We start from the raw sequence: 20,480 nt of genomic DNA on the forward strand, positions 1-20,480 counted from the left end.
TCATGAACGTACTGCACCGAACTGCGCCCCGTCACCGGGCCGAAAGACCGGCATCTGCACGGCTCACACCGGCACGCCGCCGAACCGGCGTTCTCAGCGGCGTCCTGGCGCTCGTCCTGGCCGCAAGCCTGGGCGCATCCGCCCCGGTAGCGTACGCCGATGAGCTCGACGACAAGCGCGCAGCCCTCGAAGCGGAGGCAGCGCGGGTGCAGCAGTCCCTTGAGTTCGTGGATTCCCGCATCGCGAAAGCAGCCGGTGACCTGGTGATCTACCAAGGCCAGCTGCCCGGTGCACAGCAAGCACTCCTGGAAGCCCAGGGACGCGTGGCCAGTGCGGTCAAGGAAGTAGAGGCCCTGACAGCGCGGGTTGATCTGGCGCAGCAGAACAAAGCCAAAATCACCCAGCAACTCGAAGCCGACAAGCAAAAGATCACCGACACCAAAAAGCTGATCGGCCAGATCGCCACCCAGGCCTATAAGTCAGGCGGCGTACCCTCGAACCTGACACTGTTCTTCGGTGCCAACACCGGCAGCAGCCTCACGGAAACAATGGACCTCGCGGACCAGGCCATGCGCAGTCAGAACGCCGCCATGGACAAGCTGTCCCAGCAAAGTGCCACCAACGTCAATTCCCAGGCACGGCTTGAAGCCGTCGAAGGTGAGATCAAGGAACTCAAGGCCAAAGCCGACGCCGCCCTCGAACGGGAAAAGGCAGCCCGGGACGAAGCTGAAGCGAAGAAGGCACAGGTTGATCAGCTGATCGCCGACACCACCCGCCTTGACGCCGAACTGCAGGCCGCAAAGCCCGGTATTCAGAGCCAAATGGCTGCCGTGGAGGCCAGCCAGAACGCTGTGGCCAACGAGATCGCCGAACGTGACCGCCGGCTCCGTGAAGCCTGGGAAGCTGAGCAGCGCCGGCTTGCCGAGGCCGCTGCTGCGGCCGCGGCAGCCCGGGCCGCCGCGCAAGGGCAGGCCCCGCCACCGCAGGCGCCGTACGCACCGGTCACCGGATCGCCGTCGGCCTTTGGCTTGCGGCACCCTTTCTCCGGTGACGTTCCCATCACCTCCGGCTTTGGCTGGCGTTCAACGCCGCCGGGCACTATCGATTTCTACGGCCAGGGTGGCTACGTCCACACTGGTATCGACTTTGGCGCAGCCTGTGGAACCCCGGTATATGCCGCGGCAGCCGGCGAGGTCTTCTCCTCAGGCTGGAGTTCCGCAGACGGTGGCGGTTGGCGGGTCAAGATCTCCCATGGTGTGGTGCAGGGCAACTCGTTGACCACGATCGTTTATCACAACAGCAGCGTGGTTGTCTCTAACGGCCAGCAGGTCTCGCAGGGCCAGCTCATCGCCTACTCAGGCAACACCGGCAACTCCACGGGCTGCCATGCACACTTTGAAACCTGGCTCAACGGCGCTGCCGTTGACCCGATGCGTCTGCTCTAGCGTCGGGCCCCGCCTGCCGTACACTGGTATGACTCCGCGCCGGACCGGCCGGAGCCAACCAGGATCCAAGTACTGAGGAGTTCCACCGTGCCCAAAGAAAGTGGCCGTAAAGTGGTGGCCACCAACCGGAAGGCCCGGCATGACTACCTCGTGCTGGATACCTACGAGGCCGGCATTGCCCTGATGGGCACCGAGGTGAAGTCCCTTCGCGAGGGGCACGCGTCCATGGTTGACGGCTTCTGCACCTTTTACAACGACGAGTTGTGGATGGAGGGCATCCACATCCCGGAGTACAACCAGGGAAGCTGGACGAACCACGCCGCCCGCCGCCGCCGCAAGCTCCTGCTGCACCGCGAGGAGCTCACCAAGATCTCGCACAAGATCAGGGAATCGGGCTTCACCATCGTTCCGCTCCAGCTGTACTTTGTCGACGGCCGCGCCAAGGTGGAGATCGGCGTCGCCCGCGGTAAACGCGAATACGATAAGCGCCAGACCTTGCGCGAGCAGCAGGACCCCCGCGAGGCCCAGCGCGCCATGCGGGAACGCAACCGCCGCAGTTAGAGCCCCGAAGGAATGATTTCCGGCAGGGATGCGTTATGATTAGTAGTCCGGCAGGGTAAGTGCTTGCACTGCTCAGCCGGTTTGATAACAAAATACGGGGATGATCGGTTTCGACGATGTTAGTCGCGACAGGTGAAGCGGGCCGAGGATGCAGAATTATCTCGTAAACGCTGTCTGCAAAAAAATAATCGCCAATTCAAAACGCGATGACTTTGCTCTTGCTGCCTAAGCAGTAAGACAGTCCGTCAGCCCGAGGTTGCTATTGCCCCGGAACCTGGCGTCATTTAGATAGCCACTGCTGCTTACCCCCGTCATCGGGGTGAGCGGGACTCTTAGATGACTGGGCCCGGATCGGCCAGCTGTTTGCAGCATGGCCGGGGCCGAGAAAATCCGACGCAAACTGCGCCCGGAGAAGCCCTGACAACACGACATCGGACGGGGGTTCAATTCCCCCCATCTCCACATTTTGAAATGTCGCAAGACATTGCCAAAAGACCCGGATCCTGCGTCCGGGTCTTTTGGCGTTAAAAGCTGTTTGGAACAGCCGAGGGCCACAGCTCCAACCCGTCCCCGCCGTTGCCCGCACAGCCGGAACCTGTTCACCGACGGCGTAGCCGGCGCGGGACTACCCGCGGTGACGTCGTGGTTGTCCCCAATAGGATCCGGCGCAGCGCTGAAGACTGGAAGCCGGAGTCAACATAGGCAGCCAGGAGGTGCGCCATGGACCCGGCCCGCGAAGCCCATGCAGAAGAGTCCGACGACGATGCGCTGGATGCGTATTCGGCCACAGTGATGCGCGTGGCTGAGACAGTCACCCCGCACGTTGCGGCCATAGAAATGACGAGCAGCCGGCGGAACAGCCGGTTCCGAGTGGGCGCAGGCTCGGCGGTGCTGTTCACCGAAGACGGCTACCTGCTCACGAATTCGCACGTGGTGGCAGGCACGCACCAGGGCCATGCCGCGTTCGCCGATGGCAGCCGCACCGACCTTGAACTGGTGGGCGCGGATCCGCTGTCCGATCTTGCCGTGGTCCGCGGACGGGCACCTAAAGTAGCGCCGGCCCAGTTCGGCGATGCCGAAACCCTGCGCGTGGGACAGTTGGTCATCGCGGTGGGCAATCCCCTCGGGCTGGCCGGATCAGTCACAGCCGGAGTGGTCAGCGGCCTGGGCCGCGCCATTCCCGTGTGGCAGGGCAGCAACCGGCGCGTGATTGAGGACGTCATCCAGACCGATGCGGCCCTCAATTCCGGAAGCTCCGGCGGGGCCCTCGCCGATTCGCACGGAAGAATCGTGGGGATCAACACCGCTGTGGCCGGCGCCGGGCTGGGACTGGCGGTACCCATCAACACCACCACCCGGCGGATCATTTCGGCGCTGTTGAAGGACGGCCGCGTCAGGCGGGCCTACCTCGGTGTTGTCAGCACCCCGAGCAGGCTCAGCGCCAGCGCAGTGATCCGGACCGGACAGCGGGACGGACTCCGCGTAGTGGAGGTGCTGGCCGGATCCCCTGCAGACCGCGCCGGCCTGCAGGCGGGTGACTTCATCATGACAGCAGGAAGCCGCCCCGTCAGCAACGCGGAAAGCCTGCAGAAGCTGCTGTTCGCCGACGCGATCGGGCAGCCGCTGCCGGTCCGGGTGCTGAGGGACGGCAAAGAACTGGACCTTGTGGCTGTACCGGAAGAAATGGCAGCAACCGGATAATTGCTACCGGCGCTTCTTCAGGTGCGCCACCGGATCCTGTGCGCCTTCGACCGGGTTCTTCGCCTTTTTCTCGGCGCGTTTTTCCTTAATGGTCTTAACAGGCTTTTTGTTCAGCTGCTGGTGTGGTGTCTTATCCGGCATGGCGTGCTCCTTACAACGCGGGACCGAATGGTCCCACTTCGTAAAATACGCCTGATCCAACCTGAAAGAAATGCCCGGAATCAGGCCGGTGCTGGAACGTCGGCGATGCCCACAAAGCGGGTCCCGACACCGTCGAACTCGCTCCTGATGAAGCCCGTCTGGAGCCGCGGCACCTCAGCAGGGGAGTGATGTTCGCACACGACGTACGTGAAGTCAGGCCACCATTTTTTGGGACGCGCCGCTTCTTCATAGCCGCAGACGGCGCACTCCAGGTGGACCCAGACCGGCCGCTTGCCGGTGCGGTTGGCCCGCGACTGGATAAGCCATGCCGGCGGGTTGTCCAGGATTTCGCCCAGCTCGGCCTCGGAAAGGCGTTTGGGGATGCCGTGGCGCTGGGCCATTTCCATCGGTACATCAAGGGCAATTGCCGCGTCACGTCTGCTAATCATCAGAGTCAACGATACGGGACGGGACCAAACCCGGCCGGGCCGAAACCACGGCGCTCCGGGGAAGTGACCGGGCTTACGCGGCGGCCAGGGCCATACCGAGAGCTGCCGCAGCGAAACCTGCCGCCAGGTTGACGCCGACGTTGAGGGCGGCGGCACCGAACCGCGCCTCGCTCAGGAGGCGGACCGTGGCGGTCGTCCAGGAACTGAACGTGGTCAGCCCGCCGGCAAGCCCCGTCGCGACGGCGGTCTGCCACTCGGGTGCCATGCCCAGCCTTCCGGTGATGCCGATGGAGAGCCCGATGATGAGACAGCCCGTGACGTTGACCAGCAGCGTGGCCCACGGCCAGTGCCGCCGTTGCGTACGGTGCGCGAACCAGCTGTCGACGGCGAAACGCACCAGGGCGCCCGCCACACCGAATACTCCCACCAGGAGAGCGCCCGTCACCGTATCGCCCCCGTCACCAGCGCGCCCGTCACGGCGCCACCCGGTCAGCCACAAGCCGGCCCGTCCGCCAGCCACCGGCCGCAGCACCCAGGCCGAGCAGCAGGGACAACCCCAGGTAGGCAAGCCACGCCGGGTGCTCGCCGGCACGCGCCAGCTGGTCGATCGAAAAAACTACGGCCGAGAACGTCGTGAAGGATCCCAGCAGCCCTGGCCCCAGCCCGGCACGAAGCCAGAAGGAAGTGTGTGGGCGGGCGATCCACAACGTGGTGAGGGTGGCCAGGACAAAACTTCCGGCAACGTTGATGCCCAACGTGGTCCAGGGGACGGCTCCCGGAAGGTCAGGGAAGGCGAGCCCCAGGCCGTAGCGGAGTTCGGTCCCGGCAAACCCGCCTACTGCCACGGCGAGCCAGGCACGCCAGCCCGGCATGGCGCCAGCCTGCTTCACTCAGCTGTCACCGATGGTGCAGCCGGCGTGGGGCCGGTCGCTGTGGACCCAGAGGGCAGCGGTGATTTCATCGGCGAGATCGTAGTCCCTCGTCCTGCCTGCGCTGCTGATCCGTACCACCAATGCGCCGCCGAATGGTTTGCGGCCCACAACCTCCACATCGGCGTCGAGATCGATTTCCTCGGCGGCGAGATACCGGAGCAGGTCCGGGTTCTCATCGCTGATCCTGGTGATCCGGCCCGTGTGCCCGGTGTCCAGTTCGCCCAGCAGGTGCGCCTCGGGCATCAGGACTGCCCCGTCCGCGGTCGGAATCGGATCCCCGTGGGGGTCGCGCTTCGGGTTTCCCAGTTTCGCCGCCATGCGCTCAATGAAGGTGTCCGACACCGCATGCTCAAGATGCTCGGCTTCATCATGGACTTCATCCCAGCTGTAGCCGAGTTCCTGGACGAGGTAGGTCTCAATGAGGCGGTGGCGGCGGACCATGGACAACGCCAGCCTGATGCCTGAAGCCGTGAGAGTGATGGCGCTGTAGGGTTTGTGGTCCACCAGGCCCTGGTCTTTGAGCTTGCGGACCATTTCCGAGACCGAGGAGTTTGCCACGCCGAGGCGCTGGGCCAGCTGCGAGGACGTGATGGGTTTGTCCTGCCACTCCGTGAAGCCGTAGATGACCTTGACGTAGTCCTCGATGGAGGAAGAGGGTGCGCTGGTCTTCACGGTTCCAAGCCTACCCGTTGGCCTGCAGCACTCACGCTTTGCGTGTCCGCCACGTCAGGGTCAGGTACGGCAAGGCGATAAGGTCCTGGGCGTTATGCCCCAGGTGCTCGTGCAGGTACCAGTCGAGGTTGGCCAGCACCTTGTTCCGGGTGGCCTCGCCTGCCCGCAGATAGTAGCTGCGTGACTTGGTCAGCTCAACGATGTCCGCCGTGCTGAGGCTGTCCTCCCAACGGGTCATGTGGCTTTCGAGGCCGTCGAACTCCAGGCCCACCACCGGCCGGAAGTCCGGCTTGTAGACGTCTCCTGCATGCATGATGCGCGACAACCTGTGCACCCACGGCACTGACGTATCCAGCTGGTTCCAGATCAGTCCCAAGGTTCCGCCCGGCCTGAGGATACGTGCAAGTTCCGTGCTGGCCGGCAGCGGATCGCACCAGTGCCAGGCCTGGGCCACGCTGACGACGTCGAACGCTGAGTCAGGCAGGCCGGTCACCTCTGCGGTTCCCGGAGTTGCCGCGATCTCCGGATAATGCGCGCGGAGCTGTTCGAGCATATCGGCGGAGGGATCCACGGCTGCAACGCTCAGGCCCCGCTCCAGCAGGAGGGCGGCGAACTTACCGGTTCCCGCTCCCACATCAACGGCATCACGCGCGCCTGCCGGGACCAGCCAGTCCGCCGAATCGGCAGGGTAGCCGGGACGGACGCGCTGGTAGTGTTCGCCGCCGTCCTGGAAGCTCTGTCCGAGCTCCAGGCGGCGTCCGTGGTCAAGCCTGGGGCCACCCCGTGCCACGTGCGGCCTCCTTCAACTGATTACCATGGGTTTCCTTCGAATTTACCGCATGGCGGGGCAGCATCAGTCAGGGGCCGGAGCACTCACCCCGGGAACAACTCAGTCGGCAAACGCTCAGTCGTCCAGGCAAGGGGCCGCGCCGGCGGTGCCGGGCGTGTTGGGAGCCCAGTGGGGGTATACACGGGTGTCGTTGGCCGGAACCCAGCGGCCCGAATCCACCACATAGTCCCAGCCCAGGCCCGTGCGGCGGAGCTGTTCCAGGCCGGCGAGGAGCCGCTGGGCATCCTCCAGCCGGGAGCCCACACCGAAGCTGGCGCGCAGCGAACCGGATGGCAGGCCGAGGCGCTTCAGCAGCGGGTGCGCGCAGAAGCGGCCGTCCCGCAGGCCCACGCCGTGCTCGGCCGACAGATACGCGGCAACCAGTCCGGCGTCGTAACCGGCCACCGAGAAGTTCACCACGCCGATGGTGCCGGTGCCGGGGTCGGTGTCCGAGAAGATCTGGTGGACCGTCACACCGTCGATCTTTTGCAGCCCGTCCACCAGGTAGGACCGGATGCCCGCCTCATGGGCGTGCCAGCGGTCCTGGTCCAGCGACGCGATGACCTGCGTGGCGCGGGCCAGCGTGGCCGCACCCAGGACGTTGGGGGAGCCGCCCTCGTGGCGGGCCGGGCCGGTGGCCCAGCTGACGCCGTCGAGCCTTGCCTCACGGACGGCGCCGCCGCCTGCCAGGTGCGGGGTGCCGGCGTCGAGCCAGTCGGTGCGGCCCACCAGGACGCCCGCACCGAACGGCGCGTAGAGCTTGTGGCCGGAGAAGGCCAGGTAATCGACGTCGTCTGCGGTGATGTTGATGCGCCGGTGCGGTGCGAGCTGCGCCGCATCCACCACGATGCGCGCACCGTACTCATGCGCCAGGGCGGCGAGGGTGCGGACGGGCAGGATTTCGCCGGTGACGTTGGAGGCTCCCGTGACAGCGAGCAGGCTGACCTGGCCCTGCTGCAGTTCGGTACGGAGCGCCTCGACGGTTCCCGCGATGGTGGGTGCCGCTACAACGCTGCGGTGCGGTACTCCCTGCCATGGCAGGAGGTTGGCGTGGTGCTCGATATCGAGGTAGAGGACGTCGCCGGCGGGGCGTCCCTCCGTGTGCGGCAGACACCCGGCGAGCAGGTTCAGCGAATCTGTGGTGTTCCGGGTGAAGATGACAGAATCGTCGGCGCGGCCGCCCACAAAATCCCGGACGATGTTGCGGGCGTTTTCATACACCGACGTGCTGATCTGCGATGCGTAGCCGGCCCCGCGGTGAACGCTGGCGTAGAACGGCAGGATCTCGTTGAGGTAGGCCGAGACCACCGAAAGGGCGGGGGCAGATGCACCGTAGTCCAGGTTGGCGTAGCGGACGTGGCCGCCCTGGATCAGCGGGGCCTGGATTTCGGCGCCGGTGACGGCGGAAAGGGGGCGTCCCGCAATGGCGGCCAGCTCGCTGGAAATGGCTGCGCTTGTGGTGTTCTGGATGGCGGGGGAGACGGTGGCAGTTGTCACGGAGACCTCACTTGAAAAGGACTCCCGATACCGGGAATCCGCGCTTGCCGGGTCCGTTCCGGACCGGCCTGGTCGTCACCCGGGGCACCCCGCCGCGAATGGAGGGTTGCCGGCCAGCAAACCGGGGTTTAGCGCTGGCACTCGTGACCTGTTAAAGAGCGTAGGACATCGCCGCCGCCGTCGAAAAGCCCAGCCCAATGTTAAGTACTTTGTTACGCGCATTCCGGAATTGGCGGATTAGCCGAAGATGCAAACGGCGGGCACCCCCAAAAGGAGGTACCCGCCGTCGATAATTCGGAATTACTTACCTACAACAGATCGTCCAGGCCGGGGTTAAGCCGTTTGAGGACCTCGGAGTGCAGGATCGAGTTAGTGGCAAGCGCGTTGCCGCCGAACGGACCGTCCTGCCCCTCCAGCGAGGTGAAGCGGCCGCCGGCCTCCACCACAATGGGCACCAGGGCAGCCATGTCGTACAGGTTCAGCTCCGGCTCGCAGGCGATGTCCACGGAGCCCTCCGCCACCATGCAGTAGGACCAGAAATCGCCGTAAGCCCGGGTGCGCCAGACGTCCTCGGTCAGGCCGAGGAATTCGTCCAGGTTGCCGCGTTCCTTCCAGCCGCCCAGGCTCGAGTAGGACAGCGAGGCGTCGGCAAGGTTGGACACGTTCGAGACGCGGAGACGGGTCGCAGCGGCGAGGGACCTGCCCATATACGCGCCCGCACCCTTTGCCGCCCACCAGCGCTTGCCCAGCGCCGGTGCACTGACCACGCCTACAACCGGTTCGCCCTCGTCCACGAGGGCGATCAGGGTAGCCCACACGGGGACGCCCCGGACAAAGTTCTTGGTGCCGTCGATCGGATCAATGATCCACCGGCGTGATCCGTGTCCGGAGCTGCCGAATTCCTCACCGAGCACGGCATCCCGGGGACGGGAACGGGACAGTTGGCCGCGAATGGCCTCCTCGGCCGACTTGTCCGCATCAGTGACCGGCGTCAGGTCCGGCTTGGTTTCGATGTGCAGGTCCAGCGCCTTGAAGCGGCTCATGGTCTGGTCATCCACGGAATCAGCCAGCACATGGGCCAGGCGGAGGTCATCGTTGTAGCTCGAAGCGGATTGGATCATGGTTCCAAACTACCGTCTAACGGCGGCGTGGTTGGGGAGGTCAGCTTCCTGGCGCTAGCTGATGCTACCCAGTTCCTTGGTTTCCTGGCCTTCCAGCCGCGGGTCCGAGCCCAGCAGCCGCCGCAGGGACATAAGACGGGCCGGTCCGGTGGGACCGGCCTTCCCCTCGGCCACCCACGAGTCCAGCCCGCAGTTGACGGCGGCGGCGTTGTGTTTGCAGCCCCGCTCGCAGGCATCCGTGCCCGGTTCCAGGTCCGGGAAGGACCGCAGGATCCGGTCCGGGTCCACGTGCGCCAAGCCGAACGAACGGATGCCTGGGGTGTCGATGATCCAGCTGCCCGCAGGCGCGCCCGTCAGTTTCAGGGCAAGGGCCGACGACGATGTGTGGCGGCCGCGGCCGGTCACCGCGTTCACGCCGCCGGTCGCCCGTTCGGCGCCGGTGAGTGCGTTGACCATGGTGGACTTGCCCACGCCGGAATGGCCCAGCATGACCGACACCTTGCCCTCGAGGTACGCGCGGAGCTGCGAAACTGCATCACTGTTCAGGCGGGCCGAGAGGCCGTCATCGGAGCGGGCATCAATGCCCGAGGCCGCGGAGTCCGACGTGCGGCTGATGATTACCGGGAAGTCCAGGTGCTCATAGTTGGACAACAGTTCCGCGGGATCCTTGACATCCGCTTTGGTGACGAGCAGCAGCGGCTCGATGCCGGCGTCGTAGGCTGCCACCAGGGCGCGGTCGATAAACCCGGTGCGCGGCTCCGGGTTCGCTGCGGCCACCACCACAACCAGCTGATCGGCGTTGGCCACCACCGCACGCTCGATCGGATCCGTGTCATCGGCGCTGCGCCGCAGCAACGTGCGGCGGTCCTGGATCCGGACCAGCCGGGCCAGGGTGTCGGGCTCGCCGGAGACGTCCCCCACCAGGGACACGAAGTCGCCGGCCACCACGGGGGACCGGCGCAGTTCACGGGCCCGCGCTGCGATGATGATCCGCTCATCGCCCGAGTCCTCGCCCACGACGGCGGTGTAGCGGCCCCGGTCCACGGTAATGATGCGGCCCGTGACGGCGTCGTCGTGGCTGGGGCGGTCTTTGGTGCGGGGCCTTGAACCCTTTTTGCTGGGCCGGATCCGGACGTCGGATTCGTCCCAGGAATCAGTGCTGCGGGCCACCGCTGGAACCTTCCGCTCCGTCACCGGACGCGTTGCCCTGCGCCAGCATGTCGGCCCACATCTGCGGGAACTCCGGCATGGTTTTGGCGGTGGTGGCGATGTCCTGCACTTCGATGCCCGGCACGGCCAGGCCCAGGATGGCTCCGGCTGTGGCCATCCGGTGGTCCGCGTACGTGTGTACGACGCCGGCACGCAGCGTGGCCGGGCGGATCACCAGTCCATCGCTGGTTTCCTCGGCGTCGCCGCCGAGCCGGTTGATTTCGGTGACCAAGGCTGCCAGACGGTCCGTCTCGTGGCCGCGCAGATGGGCGATGCCGGTCAGCCGGGATGGTCCGCTGGCCAAGGCACAAAGGGCCGCCAGCGTGGGCGCGAGCTCGCTGGTCTCGTGAAAATCAGCGCCCTTGATCTCAGGGCCGCCTGTCACAGTCAGGACGCCGTCAGTCAGGCTGACGGTCGCGCCCATGTCCGCCAGGATGCTGCGCCAGAGATCCCCGACCTGGGTAGTTCCTGTGGGCCAGTTCGGGATCCTCACAGTACCCCGTGTGGCCAAAGCCGCGGCCAGGAACGGACCCGCGTTGGAGAGGTCCTGTTCTATCCGCTGGTCAAAGGCACGGATGGGTCCGGGGGACACCACCCAGTGGTTCGGGACGGAATCGTCCACCGACACACCCACGCCGCGCAGGACCGCCACCGTCATGTTGATGTGGTCCAGGCTGGGCACCGTATCACCCGCGTGCTCCAGGTGCAGCCCTTCGGTGAACCGCGCACCCACCAGCAGGAGGGCAGAAACGAACTGGGATGACGCGCTGGCGTCAATCACCAGGTGGCCGCCCCGGACTTCCCCGGTGCCCTCAACGGTGAACGGCAGTGCGGAGGGGGTGCCGCCGTCGCCCGCTGTCACGTGCACGCCGAGCCCCTGAAGCGCCTCAATGATGGGGCCCATGGGACGCTTGCGCGCGTGCGGGTCGCCGTCGAAAACGCCCGCACCCTTCCGCAGCGCCGCAAGCGGCGGCACGAAACGCATCACTGTTCCAGCCAGGCCGCAGTCAATGTGCGTCCGTGACGACGGCGCCGCCTGGCTCAGGGGCGTCACCTCAAGGTCCGGCCCGAACGCCCCGTCACCCGGCACCTCGGTAATGGTGGCGCCCAAGTTGCGGAGCGCGTCAATCATCAGGGCGGAGTCGCGGGAATGCAGCGGCGCCCGCAGCCGCGAAGGTCCGTCGGCCAGCGCGGCCAGCACCAGGAACCTGTTGGTCAGCGACTTCGAACCAGGCACCGTGACAGTGGCGTTGATCGGACGGCCAGCAAACGGGGCAGGCCAGTTCGGAACTGTTTCAGTGGAAGGTTGCGGATCAGCTGCGGGCAGGGTGGAACCGGTCATGCGTCCTTACGCCCCCGTTGCGTGCACGGCGCGGCGGACGGCCTTGTCGGCCTCGTGAATCTTCTTGCCGGTGGTCTTCCGGGCCACCGCAGCAGTTTTCCGCGCGTCGGCAGCGATGTGCTCGGCGCGCCAGGCGAGGCCCGGCTTACCGGCGGTGTCCACGGACGCAAGCAGGGCGCCGCCGCTCAGCGAAACGTTCTTGAGGAGCTGGTTGCGGCGCGCGTCGCGGCCTTCCTTGGTGCTGATGTCCGCGCTGCGCCATTCCACAAAGGTGTTCAGCAGCGAAATGACAGTCAGCAGCGTGGCGGAGAGGCGGCTGAACTTGCCCAGGCCGAACAGAAGGCCGGCACCCACCTGCGTGCCGCCGATCACCCGCGCCAGCATCTTCTCGTCCGCCTGGAACGGTAGCGATGCAGCGGCCTTCTGCAGCAGCGGTGAGAGCTGCGTGGCGGTGTCGTCTGCGTTCTTGAGCTTATCCAATCCTGCGATGACGAAACTGGAAGCCAGCATGGGCCGGGCGAGGGTGCGGACAAAGGACATGAATTTCCTCCTGGGTGGACGAACCGCGTCGGGTGCGGCGGAGTCCGTTCTAGTCTTGCACTTTTGGGGAATATTTGCCTGCCGCTCAGGGTTATCGATTTCAGGTCCCCGGGACGGCCGTAGCCGTAGCTTGCTGGATTTTGCCTGGCACGTGCTGACCTGATTCGTGTTGGTCTTGATGAGAGTGGAGTCGCGCTTGAGGTTGTTGAAGGACGGGCAGGAAAGAACCGGGCCCTTGGTAATGCAGGCTCTGGAAACCGATCCTCCGGAGTATGGAACGCCGCGTGCCAAAGCCGTCACAGTAGACTTGGGCGCAATGAGTACCGTGGATCCGGCCCTTGAGGCCATGTATGAGGCCTCGCGACGCGGCGCCAAAACCAGTGACGTGCAGCCCGACGCCCCGGTCCCCGCGCCCGACGCGGCAGCGACCGAATCTGCGGCGGGCGAATCCGGTTCAACCGAGCAGGCCGTTGATATCGCCACTGAGTCAGCCGAAGAACGGCGCATCCGGTTTGAACGGGACGCCATGCAGTACGTGGACCAGCTCTACTCCGCCGCCATGCGCATGGCACGGAACCCGGCTGACGCGGAGGACCTGGTGCAGGAGGCGTACACCAAGGCATTCTCGGCGTTCCATCAGTACAAGCCCGGCACCAACCTCAAAGCCTGGCTCTACCGGATCCTGACCAACACGTATATCAATCTCTACCGGAAACGGCAGCGGGAACCGCTCCAGTCCAACTCGGACACCATCGAGGACTGGCAGCTGGCGAGGGCGGAATCGCACACGTCCCGTGGCCTGCGCTCGGCCGAAGCTGAGGCCCTGGACCACCTCCCCGACTCCGACGTCAAGCGCGCACTTCAGGCCATCCCCGAGGAGTTCCGCCTGGCGGTGTACTTTGCCGACGTAGAGGGCTTCGCGTACAAGGAAATTTCAGACATCATGAACACGCCCATCGGCACCGTGATGTCCCGGCTCCACCGCGGCCGGAAAATGTTGCGGGACCTGCTGGCGGATTACGCCGCCGAACGAGGATTCAAAGGCGCCGTCGATTCACAGGACACGGCCGCGGACAAAAAACAGGAGAACAGGAAATGAGCGACTGCCAAGGATTGGGCGACTGCGATGACACCCGGATGCAACGCATCTACGAGTACCTCGACGGAGCCCTGACCCGCGAGGACATTGCGGAAATCAAGCACCACCTCGATGACTGCCCGGAATGCACCGAGCAATACGACTTGGAGTGCGTCATCCGCAAAGTGGTCAAGCGCTCCTGCACCGAGGCCGCGCCGGATAACCTGAAAAACGCCATTCTGGACCGGATCCACGCCATCCGGCCCGTGGACGCCTGAGCGCAGGCATCCTGCAGCACGCAATGGCACTGAAGTCATAGACGAAGGACCCCGGCAGCCAGGTGGCTGCCGGGGTCCTTCGCTTAAACCGTTACTCCAAGCATTGGCTTAGGTGTTGGGGCGCTTCCCGTGGTTCGCGCCGCCACGCTTACGGTCACGACGTTTACGTGCACGCTTGCTCATAGCTGGCCTCCTTAAATGTTGGTACTCAAAAGAGCTGCCCTCAAGTCTCCCACACCATGGGACACGCAGCGAAACGCGAAACGCCTCCTGTAAACAACGCCGACCTGCGGCTCAGCCCGGCAGAGAGTTGCGGATGGAGATACGCGCCTGGTCAAGGACCGTCCTGACGGTTTCCAAGGTGACAGGACTGAGCGGCTGCCGGCTGGCCTGGAGGCGAAGTTCCACACGCAAATCGTCCCGGAACGCCTGGAGCAGCATTTCGGCTTCCTTGAGTTCGCGAACCCCTTCGGACGGCTGCTTGGTTCCAGCCTTCCTGAAGTCCGCGGCGCGGGCCGTGGAGCGGGCCGCCTCGGCCGTGGCGGCGAGATCCGCGCGCAGTCCCCGCATGTTGGCGCGGATGTCCGCACGCAGGTTGTCCGCCAGCCGCCGGACCGAGGCAGAAATGTCATTCTCGACGCCGGCGAGTTCGTCCCGCCGCTTGTTCAGTTCTGCGAGCCCGGCTTCAGTGATGCGGTAGTTGGTACGGCGGCCCTCCGTCTCTGTGGCCACCAGTCCTTCCTCTTCCAGCTTCCCCAGCCGGGGATAGATGGTCCCGGCGCTGGGGGAGTACGTGCCGCCAAACCGCTCACTGAGGGCCTTGATCAGTTCGTAGCCATGCTTCGGCCCGGATTCCAGCAGAGCCAGGAGGTACAGCCGGAGCGCGCCATGGGCGAATACCGGGGGCATCAGTCCCCTGCTTCCGGTTCTTGGGCCCGCTCGTTGTGGGCCGGCAGGCCGTGGAAGATGGACGTTTTGCCGGACACTGAGTTGGTGCGGACCAGCATCAGCTTGCCGTCGGGGCCGGCGATGGTTTCCACTTTGCCGCCGGGCTGGGAGTACCGGTGGTCGTCGATCACCACCACTCCGCTGGCAGATTTTGCCACAATGTCCACGCCGACGTCGTGCGGCAGCCTGATGGTGACGTCGCCTGAGACGGAGTTGGCGCCGAAATCGTTTGTGAAGCTGAGCAGGTCGAAGCTCATATCGCCGCTGACGGTGTTGGCACGGATGTTGCTGAACCGGCCGGAAGCCGTAACTTCACCGGAGACGCTCTTGGCGGTCAGGACGCCGTCGTGGTTCCTGGCGATGACCTCGCCGCTGACGGTGTTAACGTGAAGCTCGCCGGCCGTCCCGTCGGCCATGACGGAACCGGAAACCGTGTTGAGCCGGGTGTGTCCGCTGATCCTGGAAACCAGGCCGTCACCGCTGACGGTGCCCGCCTCCACGTCCACGCCGGCGGGCACCGCGATGCTGATGACCGCAGAATTGTTGCTGTTGTGGTTGACGGTGCCCATCAGGTTTTTGAACCAGCCCTGCGGGCCGTGGAGCTGATGGCGGACCTCCAGCCTGCCCTCCGTCAAGGACACGGCCACAGGGTCACCATGAACCTCGCTGATCTCCACGCGGGTCACAGGGTCCGCGTGCGTGACAACGTCGAACCTGCCGCGGACCATACCGAGTTTCAGTGACCTGACGCCGTCGACGTCGATGACTTGCGGACCGGTGACGGTCCAGCTGTTCTCTGCCATGAATCCTCCAAGACCGCGATATATCGTGACTGACTACTTCAAGATACAACGGGACCCGGCACCGGTCAAGATATATCGCGAGCCGGAAAGCGGGTGCGCAGTGGGAGAGGGATCGGGAAAAACCCGCATTAAGTGAGAGAGCGTCGAGGGGGAGGGCGTTACTCGGGGGCGTCCAGTTTCAACCACTGGAACCAGCCGCGGTGCAGGACCAGCCAGGCCATCAGCCCGTACCCGGCCTGACCGGGAGTGCCGCTGTTCGCGGCGAGGTCCTGCCTCCACTGTTCGTGGTTCAGGAGCGGGGAGAATGTGTCCACGTAGAGGTGCTTGCGCCGGGTGGTGACGTCGGCAAAGGCGGTATTCAACTCGGCGAGCCGCCTGTTCTGGGCCGGGTCAAGGGTAGGGGGCGGCCCCACCACGAAGACTTCGATCCGGTTCTGTGAGGCGGTATCCAGGATGTTGGCCAGGTTCAGGCGGCTCCGGGCTGTCGAGAGGCCGAATTCGATGTCCCGGCCGGACAGCCCGATCACCAGGCGGTTCTCGTGATTGGCGCCGAACCGGCGCCCGGCTTCTTCCAGCCAGCGGGCAGCGAGTCCCTCGGTTCCTTCCTGGGGACAGGGAAGCGCATAACTTTCCATTGCCAGGCCGTCCTGCGGAGTGCGGGCCAGGACGCGGCCAAGCCAGCCGAGTGCCCTGGGATCGCCCAGCCCGGCCAGCAGTTCATCTCCAACAGCTGCGAGCCGCAGCTTCCTGTCTTCCACAAGTCCCTCTTAACGTCCGTGCCAACTGGTGCCAATTGGCGTGGCTATGGTTCATCCCATTAAACAGAACTGCCCGGCCGGAGTCTGGTATTTCGACGTCCGGCCGGGCAGCCACTGGTATTACTTCCGTGCAAATGCCAGCTTCAGGAGCGTGTCCTGCTCTTTGGCGTGCCTCTTCATGGAGCCGGCAGCCGTTGAAGCCGATGCGGGACGGGAGACCAGGCGGACGCGCCGGTCCAGCGCCTCCGGAAGGTTCAGGCCCATAAACGGCCACGGCCCCTGGTTGGCAGGCTCGTCCTGTGCCCAGACAACCTCCGCGTTGGGGTACTTCGCCAGTTCCGCGGCGATTTCCTTGTGCGGCAGCGGGTACAGCTGCTCCACGCGGACAATCGCGGTGGTCTTGTCGTCGGTCTTCTGCCGGGTGGACAGAAGGTCGTAGTACAGGCGGCCGGAAACCAGCAGGACACGTTCGACGGCGTTTGCCGCGAGCTGCTCGTGGTCACCGATGACCGGCCGGAAGCCGCCGGTGGTGAAGTCCTCCACGGACGAGGCCGCAGCCTTGAGGCGCAGCAGCTGCTTCGGTGTGAAGATGATCAGCGGCTTGCGCGGGCGGCTGTAAGCCTGGCGGCGCAGCAGGTGGAAGTGCGAGGCGGCCGTCGTGGGGTTGGCCACGATCATGTTCTCTTCGGCGCACATCTGCAGGAAGCGCTCGATCCGGGCCGAGGAGTGGTCCGGGCCCTGGCCTTCGTAGCCGTGCGGCAGCATCAGGACCAGGGAGGAGCGCTGGCCCCACTTCTGTTCGGCCGAGGAGATGAACTCATCGATGATGGTCTGCGCGCCGTTGACGAAGTCACCGAACTGCGCTTCCCACAGCACCAGGGCATCCGGGCGCTCCACGGAGTACCCGTATTCGAAGCCCATGGCGGCGTATTCGGACAGCAGCGAATCGTAGATCCACAGCTTTGCCTGGTTGTCCGAGAGGTTGCCCAGGGGCAGCCATTCGTTGCCGTTGGCGCGGTCATGGAACACGGCGTGGCGCTGCACAAACGTGCCGCGGCGCGAGTCCTGGCCGGCGAGCCGGACGGGGACGCCTTCCATGATCAGCGAGCCGAAGGCCGCGATTTCGCCAAAGCCCCAGTCGATGCCGCCCTCGCGGGACATCTGCTCGCGCTTCTCGAGCAGCTGCTTGAGCTTGCCGTGGACCGTGAAGCCCTCGGGGATTTCGATGTGCGCCTGGCCGATCCGTGCCAGCATTTCCGCCGGGATGGCGGTGGACGCCGGGGCGTTGGTGCCAACATCGGACTGCTGTGCGATAGGACGCTCAATGTCTGACACGGCAGCGGAGTCCGCGGTGATGATCGGGATGGGCGAGGTCTGGGCGGCGTGGGTTTCGGCGAAGACCCGTTCCAGCCGTTCCTGGTAGTCGCGGAGCAGCTGCTCTGCTTCTTCCTCGGTGATATCGCCACGGCCGATGAGGGCCTCGGTGTACAGCTTGCGGACGGAGCGCTTGGCTTCGATCAGGTTGTACATCATGGGCTGCGTCATCGAAGGGTCATCGCCCTCGTTGTGGCCACGGCGGCGGTAGCACACCATGTCGATCACAACGTCCTTGTGGAAGCGCTGGCGGAACTCGTAGGCGAGCTGGCCAATGCGGACAACGGCTTCCGGATCGTCACCGTTCACGTGGAACACCGGAGCCTGGATCATCTTGGCGACGTCCGTGGAGTAGGTGGACGAGCGCGAGGATGAGGGGGCCGTGGTGAAGCCGACCTGGTTGTTGACCACCACATGGATGGTGCCGCCGGTGCGGTAACCGCGCAGCTGGGACAGGTTCAGGGTTTCAGCAACCACGCCCTGGCCGGCGAAAGCAGCGTCGCCGTGGACCATGATGGGCAGGACCGGGAAGGCCGAGCCCTGGTCCAGGCGGTCCTGCTTGGCGCGGACGATGCCCTCAAGCACGGAGTCCACAGCTTCAAGGTGGGACGGGTTGGCGGCCAGGTAAACCTTGGTCTCGTTGCCGTTTTCGGAGGTGAAGGTGCCTTCGGTACCGAGGTGGTACTTCACGTCGCCTGACCCCTGCACGGAGCGGGGATCCTGGGTTCCTTCGAATTCGCGGAACACCTGTGCGTAGGTCTTGCCGGCGATGTTGGTCAGCACGTTCAGGCGGCCACGGTGGGCCATGCCGATGGCAACCTCATCCAGGCCGTCGTCGGCGGCGTCGGAAATGATGGCATCCAGCAGCGGAATCAGGGATTCGCCGCCTTCGAGGGAGAAGCGCTTCTGGCCAACGAACTTCGTCTGCAGGAAGGTTTCGAACGCTTCTGCGGCATTGAGCCTGGACACAATCCGCAGCTGCTCTTCGCGGCTGGGCTTGGAGTACTCGTGCTCAAGCTGGTCCTGGAACCACTTGCGCTCTTCCGGCTCCTGGATGTGCATGTATTCAATGCCCGTGGTGCGGCAGTAAGCGTCGCGGAGCACGCCGAGGATGTCGCGGAACTTGAGCATGGGCGCGCCGCCGAAGCCGCCGGTGGGCCACTCGCGGTCGAGGTCCCAGAGCGTCAGCCCGTAGGTCAGGACATCAAGGTCCGGGTGCTTGCGCTGGACGTACTCCAGCGGATCGGTGTCAGCCATCAGGTGGCCGCGCACGCGGTAGGAGTGGATCAGCTGCTGGATCCGGGCAACCTTGTTGATTTCGTCAGCGGGATCGACCTGCAGGTCGGGACTCCAGCGAACGGGCTCGTACGGGATGCGCAGCGACTCGAAGATCTCATCGTAGAAGTTCTGGGCGCCGAGGAGCAGCTGGTGGACCAGTTTCAGGAACTCGCCGCTGCCGGCACCCTGGATGACGCGGTGGTCATAGGTGGAAGTGAGCGTGAGGACCTTGCTGATGGCGTTGTGCGCGATGATCTTTTCGCTCGCACCCTGGAACTCCGCCGGGTAGTCCAAAGCGCCGACGCCGATGATGGCGGCCTGGCCCTTGGAGAGGCGCGGCACGGAGTGCACGGTGCCGATGCCGCCGGGGTTGGTCAGGGATACGGTGGTGCCCTGGTGGTCGTCAGCGGTCAGCTTGCCGGCGCGGGCGCGCTTGATCAGGTCCTCGTAGGTGTGCCAGAACTCGGAGAAGTTGAGGGTCTCCGCCTTCTTGATGTTCGGCACCATCAGCAGGCGGGTGCCGTCAGGCTTCGGCATGTCGATGGCGATGCCGAAGTTCACATGCGCAGGCTGGACGGCGACAGGCTTGCCGTCCACTTCGTCGTAGTAGACGTTCATGGAGGGGAACTGGGCAAGCGCGCGGATGACGGCGTAGCCAATCAGGTGCGTGAAGGAGACCTTGCCGCCGCGTGCGCGGGCCAGATTCGAGTTGATGACAACGCGGTTGTCGATCAGCAGCTTCGCCGGGATGGCCCGGACGCTGGTGGCGGTGGGAACCTCGAGGCTGGTGACCATGTTGGTGGCAATGGCCTTGGCCGGTCCGCGGAGGACAGAAACGACGTCTTCCTCGGGGGCCGTGGGGGCCTTGACATTCTTGGGCAGCTGCGCGGGAATCGGCGGGGTGGTGCTGCCGGCGTCGGTCTTCTTCGCACCATCGCGGGCAACCGTGGCGGGGGCTTTCTTGGCAGCTGCCGGGGCGGCTGCGGGTGCTGCGGGCTGTGCCGCCGGCGACGATGCCGGGGCGGGTGCAGCGGGTGCCGCAGACGGAGCTACGGCAGGCATTTCACGTGTGGCGGGATTGGCCGCGGCGGCAGCCGTGCTCCCGTTGGAAGACGATTCGCTGCCCGAGTCGAAGGATTCGAACAGGGGCCACCACTTGGCGTCCACAGTGTTCTTGTCCTTCTGGTACTGCTCGTACAGTTCGTCCACGAGCCACTCGTTTCCGCCAAATTCCTCTGGTAGACGGTGGCTAGGCTGCTCTGGCACTTGAATTACGCCTCTTCCATGAGTTTGGTGTTCTGGCCGCCAAGGTGCCTGTAGCACAACAATCGAACCAGTCTCTGCGTCCTGAACCCGGACCTTTGCCAGTCTAATGAGCATTCCGCGTTAACTGCCAATAACGGTGACCCAAATCATGGAATGACGCCGAGATCACGAAATGTGGCGTTTTGGGGGGACACGGAAGGCGCAATCCGCTCCTGTAGACTGACCTTCTTATGGACAGTAAATCTAGGTGCCGGCCTG

At 65.0% G+C, this 20,480-nt stretch carries 21 protein-coding genes, 1 other RNA gene and 1 riboswitch; of the genes, 6 read left to right on the plus strand and 16 right to left on the minus strand.

Features of this window, described 5'->3' with window-relative positions; translation table 11 throughout:
- Window positions 1-2 precede the first annotated feature (2 nt).
- The 4 genes from GUV69_RS01015 (at window position 3) to GUV69_RS01030 (ending at window position 3,707) form a co-directional block, all read left to right on the plus strand.
- Window positions 3-1,445 (plus strand): M23 family metallopeptidase, encoded by a 1,443-nt coding sequence (locus GUV69_RS01015; protein ID WP_164198931.1) that lies wholly within the window; start codon window positions 3-5, stop codon window positions 1,443-1,445.
- Between the two features lie 87 nt (window positions 1,446-1,532).
- Window positions 1,533-2,006: an SsrA-binding protein SmpB gene (gene smpB, locus GUV69_RS01020; RefSeq protein ID WP_164198933.1), complete on the plus strand. Its 474-nt coding sequence runs from the start codon at window positions 1,533-1,535 to the stop codon at window positions 2,004-2,006.
- Window positions 2,007-2,102: 96 nt separating this feature from the next.
- Window positions 2,103-2,471, plus strand: a transfer-messenger RNA (tmRNA) gene (gene ssrA / locus GUV69_RS01025).
- 255 nt (window positions 2,472-2,726) lie between these two features.
- Complete coding sequence (locus GUV69_RS01030; protein WP_164198935.1) at window positions 2,727-3,707, plus strand: S1C family serine protease; 981 nt, start codon at window positions 2,727-2,729, stop codon at window positions 3,705-3,707.
- 3 nt (window positions 3,708-3,710) lie between these two features.
- On the opposite strand, the gene GUV69_RS22820 is transcribed toward GUV69_RS01030, so the two are convergent.
- The 11 genes from GUV69_RS22820 to GUV69_RS01080 all read right to left on the minus strand — a co-directional run bounded on the left by GUV69_RS22820 (window position 3,711) and on the right by GUV69_RS01080 (window position 12,439).
- The gene (locus GUV69_RS22820) at window positions 3,711-3,848 is read right to left on the minus strand and encodes a hypothetical protein (protein ID WP_167525070.1); all 138 of its coding nucleotides are present in this window, start codon (window positions 3,846-3,848) and stop codon (window positions 3,711-3,713) included.
- Between the two features lie 80 nt (window positions 3,849-3,928).
- The gene (locus GUV69_RS01035; protein ID WP_164198937.1) at window positions 3,929-4,297 is read right to left on the minus strand and encodes a hypothetical protein; all 369 of its coding nucleotides are present in this window, start codon (window positions 4,295-4,297) and stop codon (window positions 3,929-3,931) included.
- Window positions 4,298-4,370: 73 nt separating this feature from the next.
- Window positions 4,371-4,742 (minus strand): fluoride efflux transporter CrcB, encoded by a 372-nt coding sequence (crcB, locus tag GUV69_RS01040; protein WP_164198939.1) that lies wholly within the window; start codon window positions 4,740-4,742, stop codon window positions 4,371-4,373.
- Between the two features lie 28 nt (window positions 4,743-4,770).
- The gene (locus tag GUV69_RS01045; RefSeq protein WP_164198941.1) at window positions 4,771-5,169 is read right to left on the minus strand and encodes a fluoride efflux transporter FluC; all 399 of its coding nucleotides are present in this window, start codon (window positions 5,167-5,169) and stop codon (window positions 4,771-4,773) included.
- A gap of 18 nt (window positions 5,170-5,187) precedes the next feature.
- Window positions 5,188-5,901, minus strand: a complete 714-nt coding sequence (locus GUV69_RS01050) for a metal-dependent transcriptional regulator (RefSeq protein WP_164198942.1) — start codon at window positions 5,899-5,901, stop codon at window positions 5,188-5,190.
- Window positions 5,902-5,932: 31 nt separating this feature from the next.
- Window positions 5,933-6,691 carry a class I SAM-dependent methyltransferase gene (locus GUV69_RS01055; protein WP_164198944.1) on the minus strand — a complete coding sequence of 253 codons (759 nt, stop codon included), beginning with the start codon at window positions 6,689-6,691 and terminating at the stop codon, window positions 5,933-5,935.
- Between the two features lie 114 nt (window positions 6,692-6,805).
- The gene (locus GUV69_RS01060; RefSeq protein WP_164198946.1) at window positions 6,806-8,227 is read right to left on the minus strand and encodes an aminotransferase class V-fold PLP-dependent enzyme; all 1,422 of its coding nucleotides are present in this window, start codon (window positions 8,225-8,227) and stop codon (window positions 6,806-6,808) included.
- Window positions 8,228-8,262: 35 nt separating this feature from the next.
- Window positions 8,263-8,376, minus strand: a riboswitch (SAM riboswitch).
- A gap of 159 nt (window positions 8,377-8,535) precedes the next feature.
- A complete protein-coding gene (hisN, locus tag GUV69_RS01065; RefSeq protein WP_164198948.1) occupies window positions 8,536-9,348 on the minus strand; it encodes a histidinol-phosphatase in 813 nt (270 codons plus the stop codon).
- Between the two features lie 54 nt (window positions 9,349-9,402).
- The gene (rsgA, locus tag GUV69_RS01070; protein ID WP_164198949.1) at window positions 9,403-10,518 is read right to left on the minus strand and encodes a ribosome small subunit-dependent GTPase A; all 1,116 of its coding nucleotides are present in this window, start codon (window positions 10,516-10,518) and stop codon (window positions 9,403-9,405) included.
- Window positions 10,502-11,899 (minus strand): 3-phosphoshikimate 1-carboxyvinyltransferase, encoded by a 1,398-nt coding sequence (gene aroA, locus GUV69_RS01075; RefSeq protein ID WP_164198951.1) that lies wholly within the window; start codon window positions 11,897-11,899, stop codon window positions 10,502-10,504. Before aroA ends, rsgA begins: the two co-directional genes overlap by 17 nt.
- A gap of 6 nt (window positions 11,900-11,905) precedes the next feature.
- On the minus strand, window positions 11,906-12,439 hold the full coding sequence (locus GUV69_RS01080; RefSeq protein ID WP_164198953.1) for a DoxX family protein: 534 nt from the start codon (window positions 12,437-12,439) through the stop codon (window positions 11,906-11,908).
- A gap of 241 nt (window positions 12,440-12,680) precedes the next feature.
- Here GUV69_RS01080 and GUV69_RS01085 point away from each other — a divergent pair, with 241 nt between their 5' ends.
- Both GUV69_RS01085 and rsrA read left to right on the plus strand, forming a co-directional pair.
- Window positions 12,681-13,538 carry a sigma-70 family RNA polymerase sigma factor gene (locus tag GUV69_RS01085; RefSeq protein ID WP_164198955.1) on the plus strand — a complete coding sequence of 286 codons (858 nt, stop codon included), beginning with the start codon at window positions 12,681-12,683 and terminating at the stop codon, window positions 13,536-13,538.
- Window positions 13,535-13,795 carry a mycothiol system anti-sigma-R factor gene (rsrA, locus tag GUV69_RS01090; RefSeq protein WP_164198957.1) on the plus strand — a complete coding sequence of 87 codons (261 nt, stop codon included), beginning with the start codon at window positions 13,535-13,537 and terminating at the stop codon, window positions 13,793-13,795. The genes GUV69_RS01085 and rsrA overlap by 4 nt, the downstream gene beginning before the upstream one ends.
- A gap of 108 nt (window positions 13,796-13,903) precedes the next feature.
- Here the strand turns inward: rsrA and GUV69_RS23565 are convergent, their stop codons facing one another.
- From GUV69_RS23565 to GUV69_RS01110, 5 genes are all read right to left on the minus strand, one after another.
- A complete protein-coding gene (locus tag GUV69_RS23565; RefSeq protein ID WP_369299106.1) occupies window positions 13,904-13,978 on the minus strand; it encodes a 50S ribosomal protein bL37 in 75 nt (24 codons plus the stop codon).
- Window positions 13,979-14,089: 111 nt separating this feature from the next.
- Window positions 14,090-14,704, minus strand: a complete 615-nt coding sequence (locus GUV69_RS01095) for a PadR family transcriptional regulator (RefSeq protein ID WP_164198959.1) — start codon at window positions 14,702-14,704, stop codon at window positions 14,090-14,092.
- Complete coding sequence (locus GUV69_RS01100; RefSeq protein ID WP_164198961.1) at window positions 14,704-15,546, minus strand: DUF4097 family beta strand repeat-containing protein; 843 nt, start codon at window positions 15,544-15,546, stop codon at window positions 14,704-14,706. The genes GUV69_RS01095 and GUV69_RS01100 overlap by 1 nt, the downstream gene beginning before the upstream one ends.
- Before the next feature lie 158 nt (window positions 15,547-15,704).
- A complete protein-coding gene (locus tag GUV69_RS01105) occupies window positions 15,705-16,304 on the minus strand; it encodes a GDSL-type esterase/lipase family protein (protein WP_164198963.1) in 600 nt (199 codons plus the stop codon).
- 120 nt (window positions 16,305-16,424) lie between these two features.
- Window positions 16,425-20,222, minus strand: a complete 3,798-nt coding sequence (locus GUV69_RS01110) for a multifunctional oxoglutarate decarboxylase/oxoglutarate dehydrogenase thiamine pyrophosphate-binding subunit/dihydrolipoyllysine-residue succinyltransferase subunit (protein ID WP_164198966.1) — start codon at window positions 20,220-20,222, stop codon at window positions 16,425-16,427.
- Between the last annotated feature and the right edge of the window lie 258 nt (window positions 20,223-20,480).

This window comes from [Micrococcus luteus] ATCC 49442 (assembly GCF_010367585.1).
GTDB classification, from domain to species: Bacteria; Actinomycetota; Actinomycetes; order Actinomycetales; family Micrococcaceae; genus Arthrobacter; species Arthrobacter luteus_A.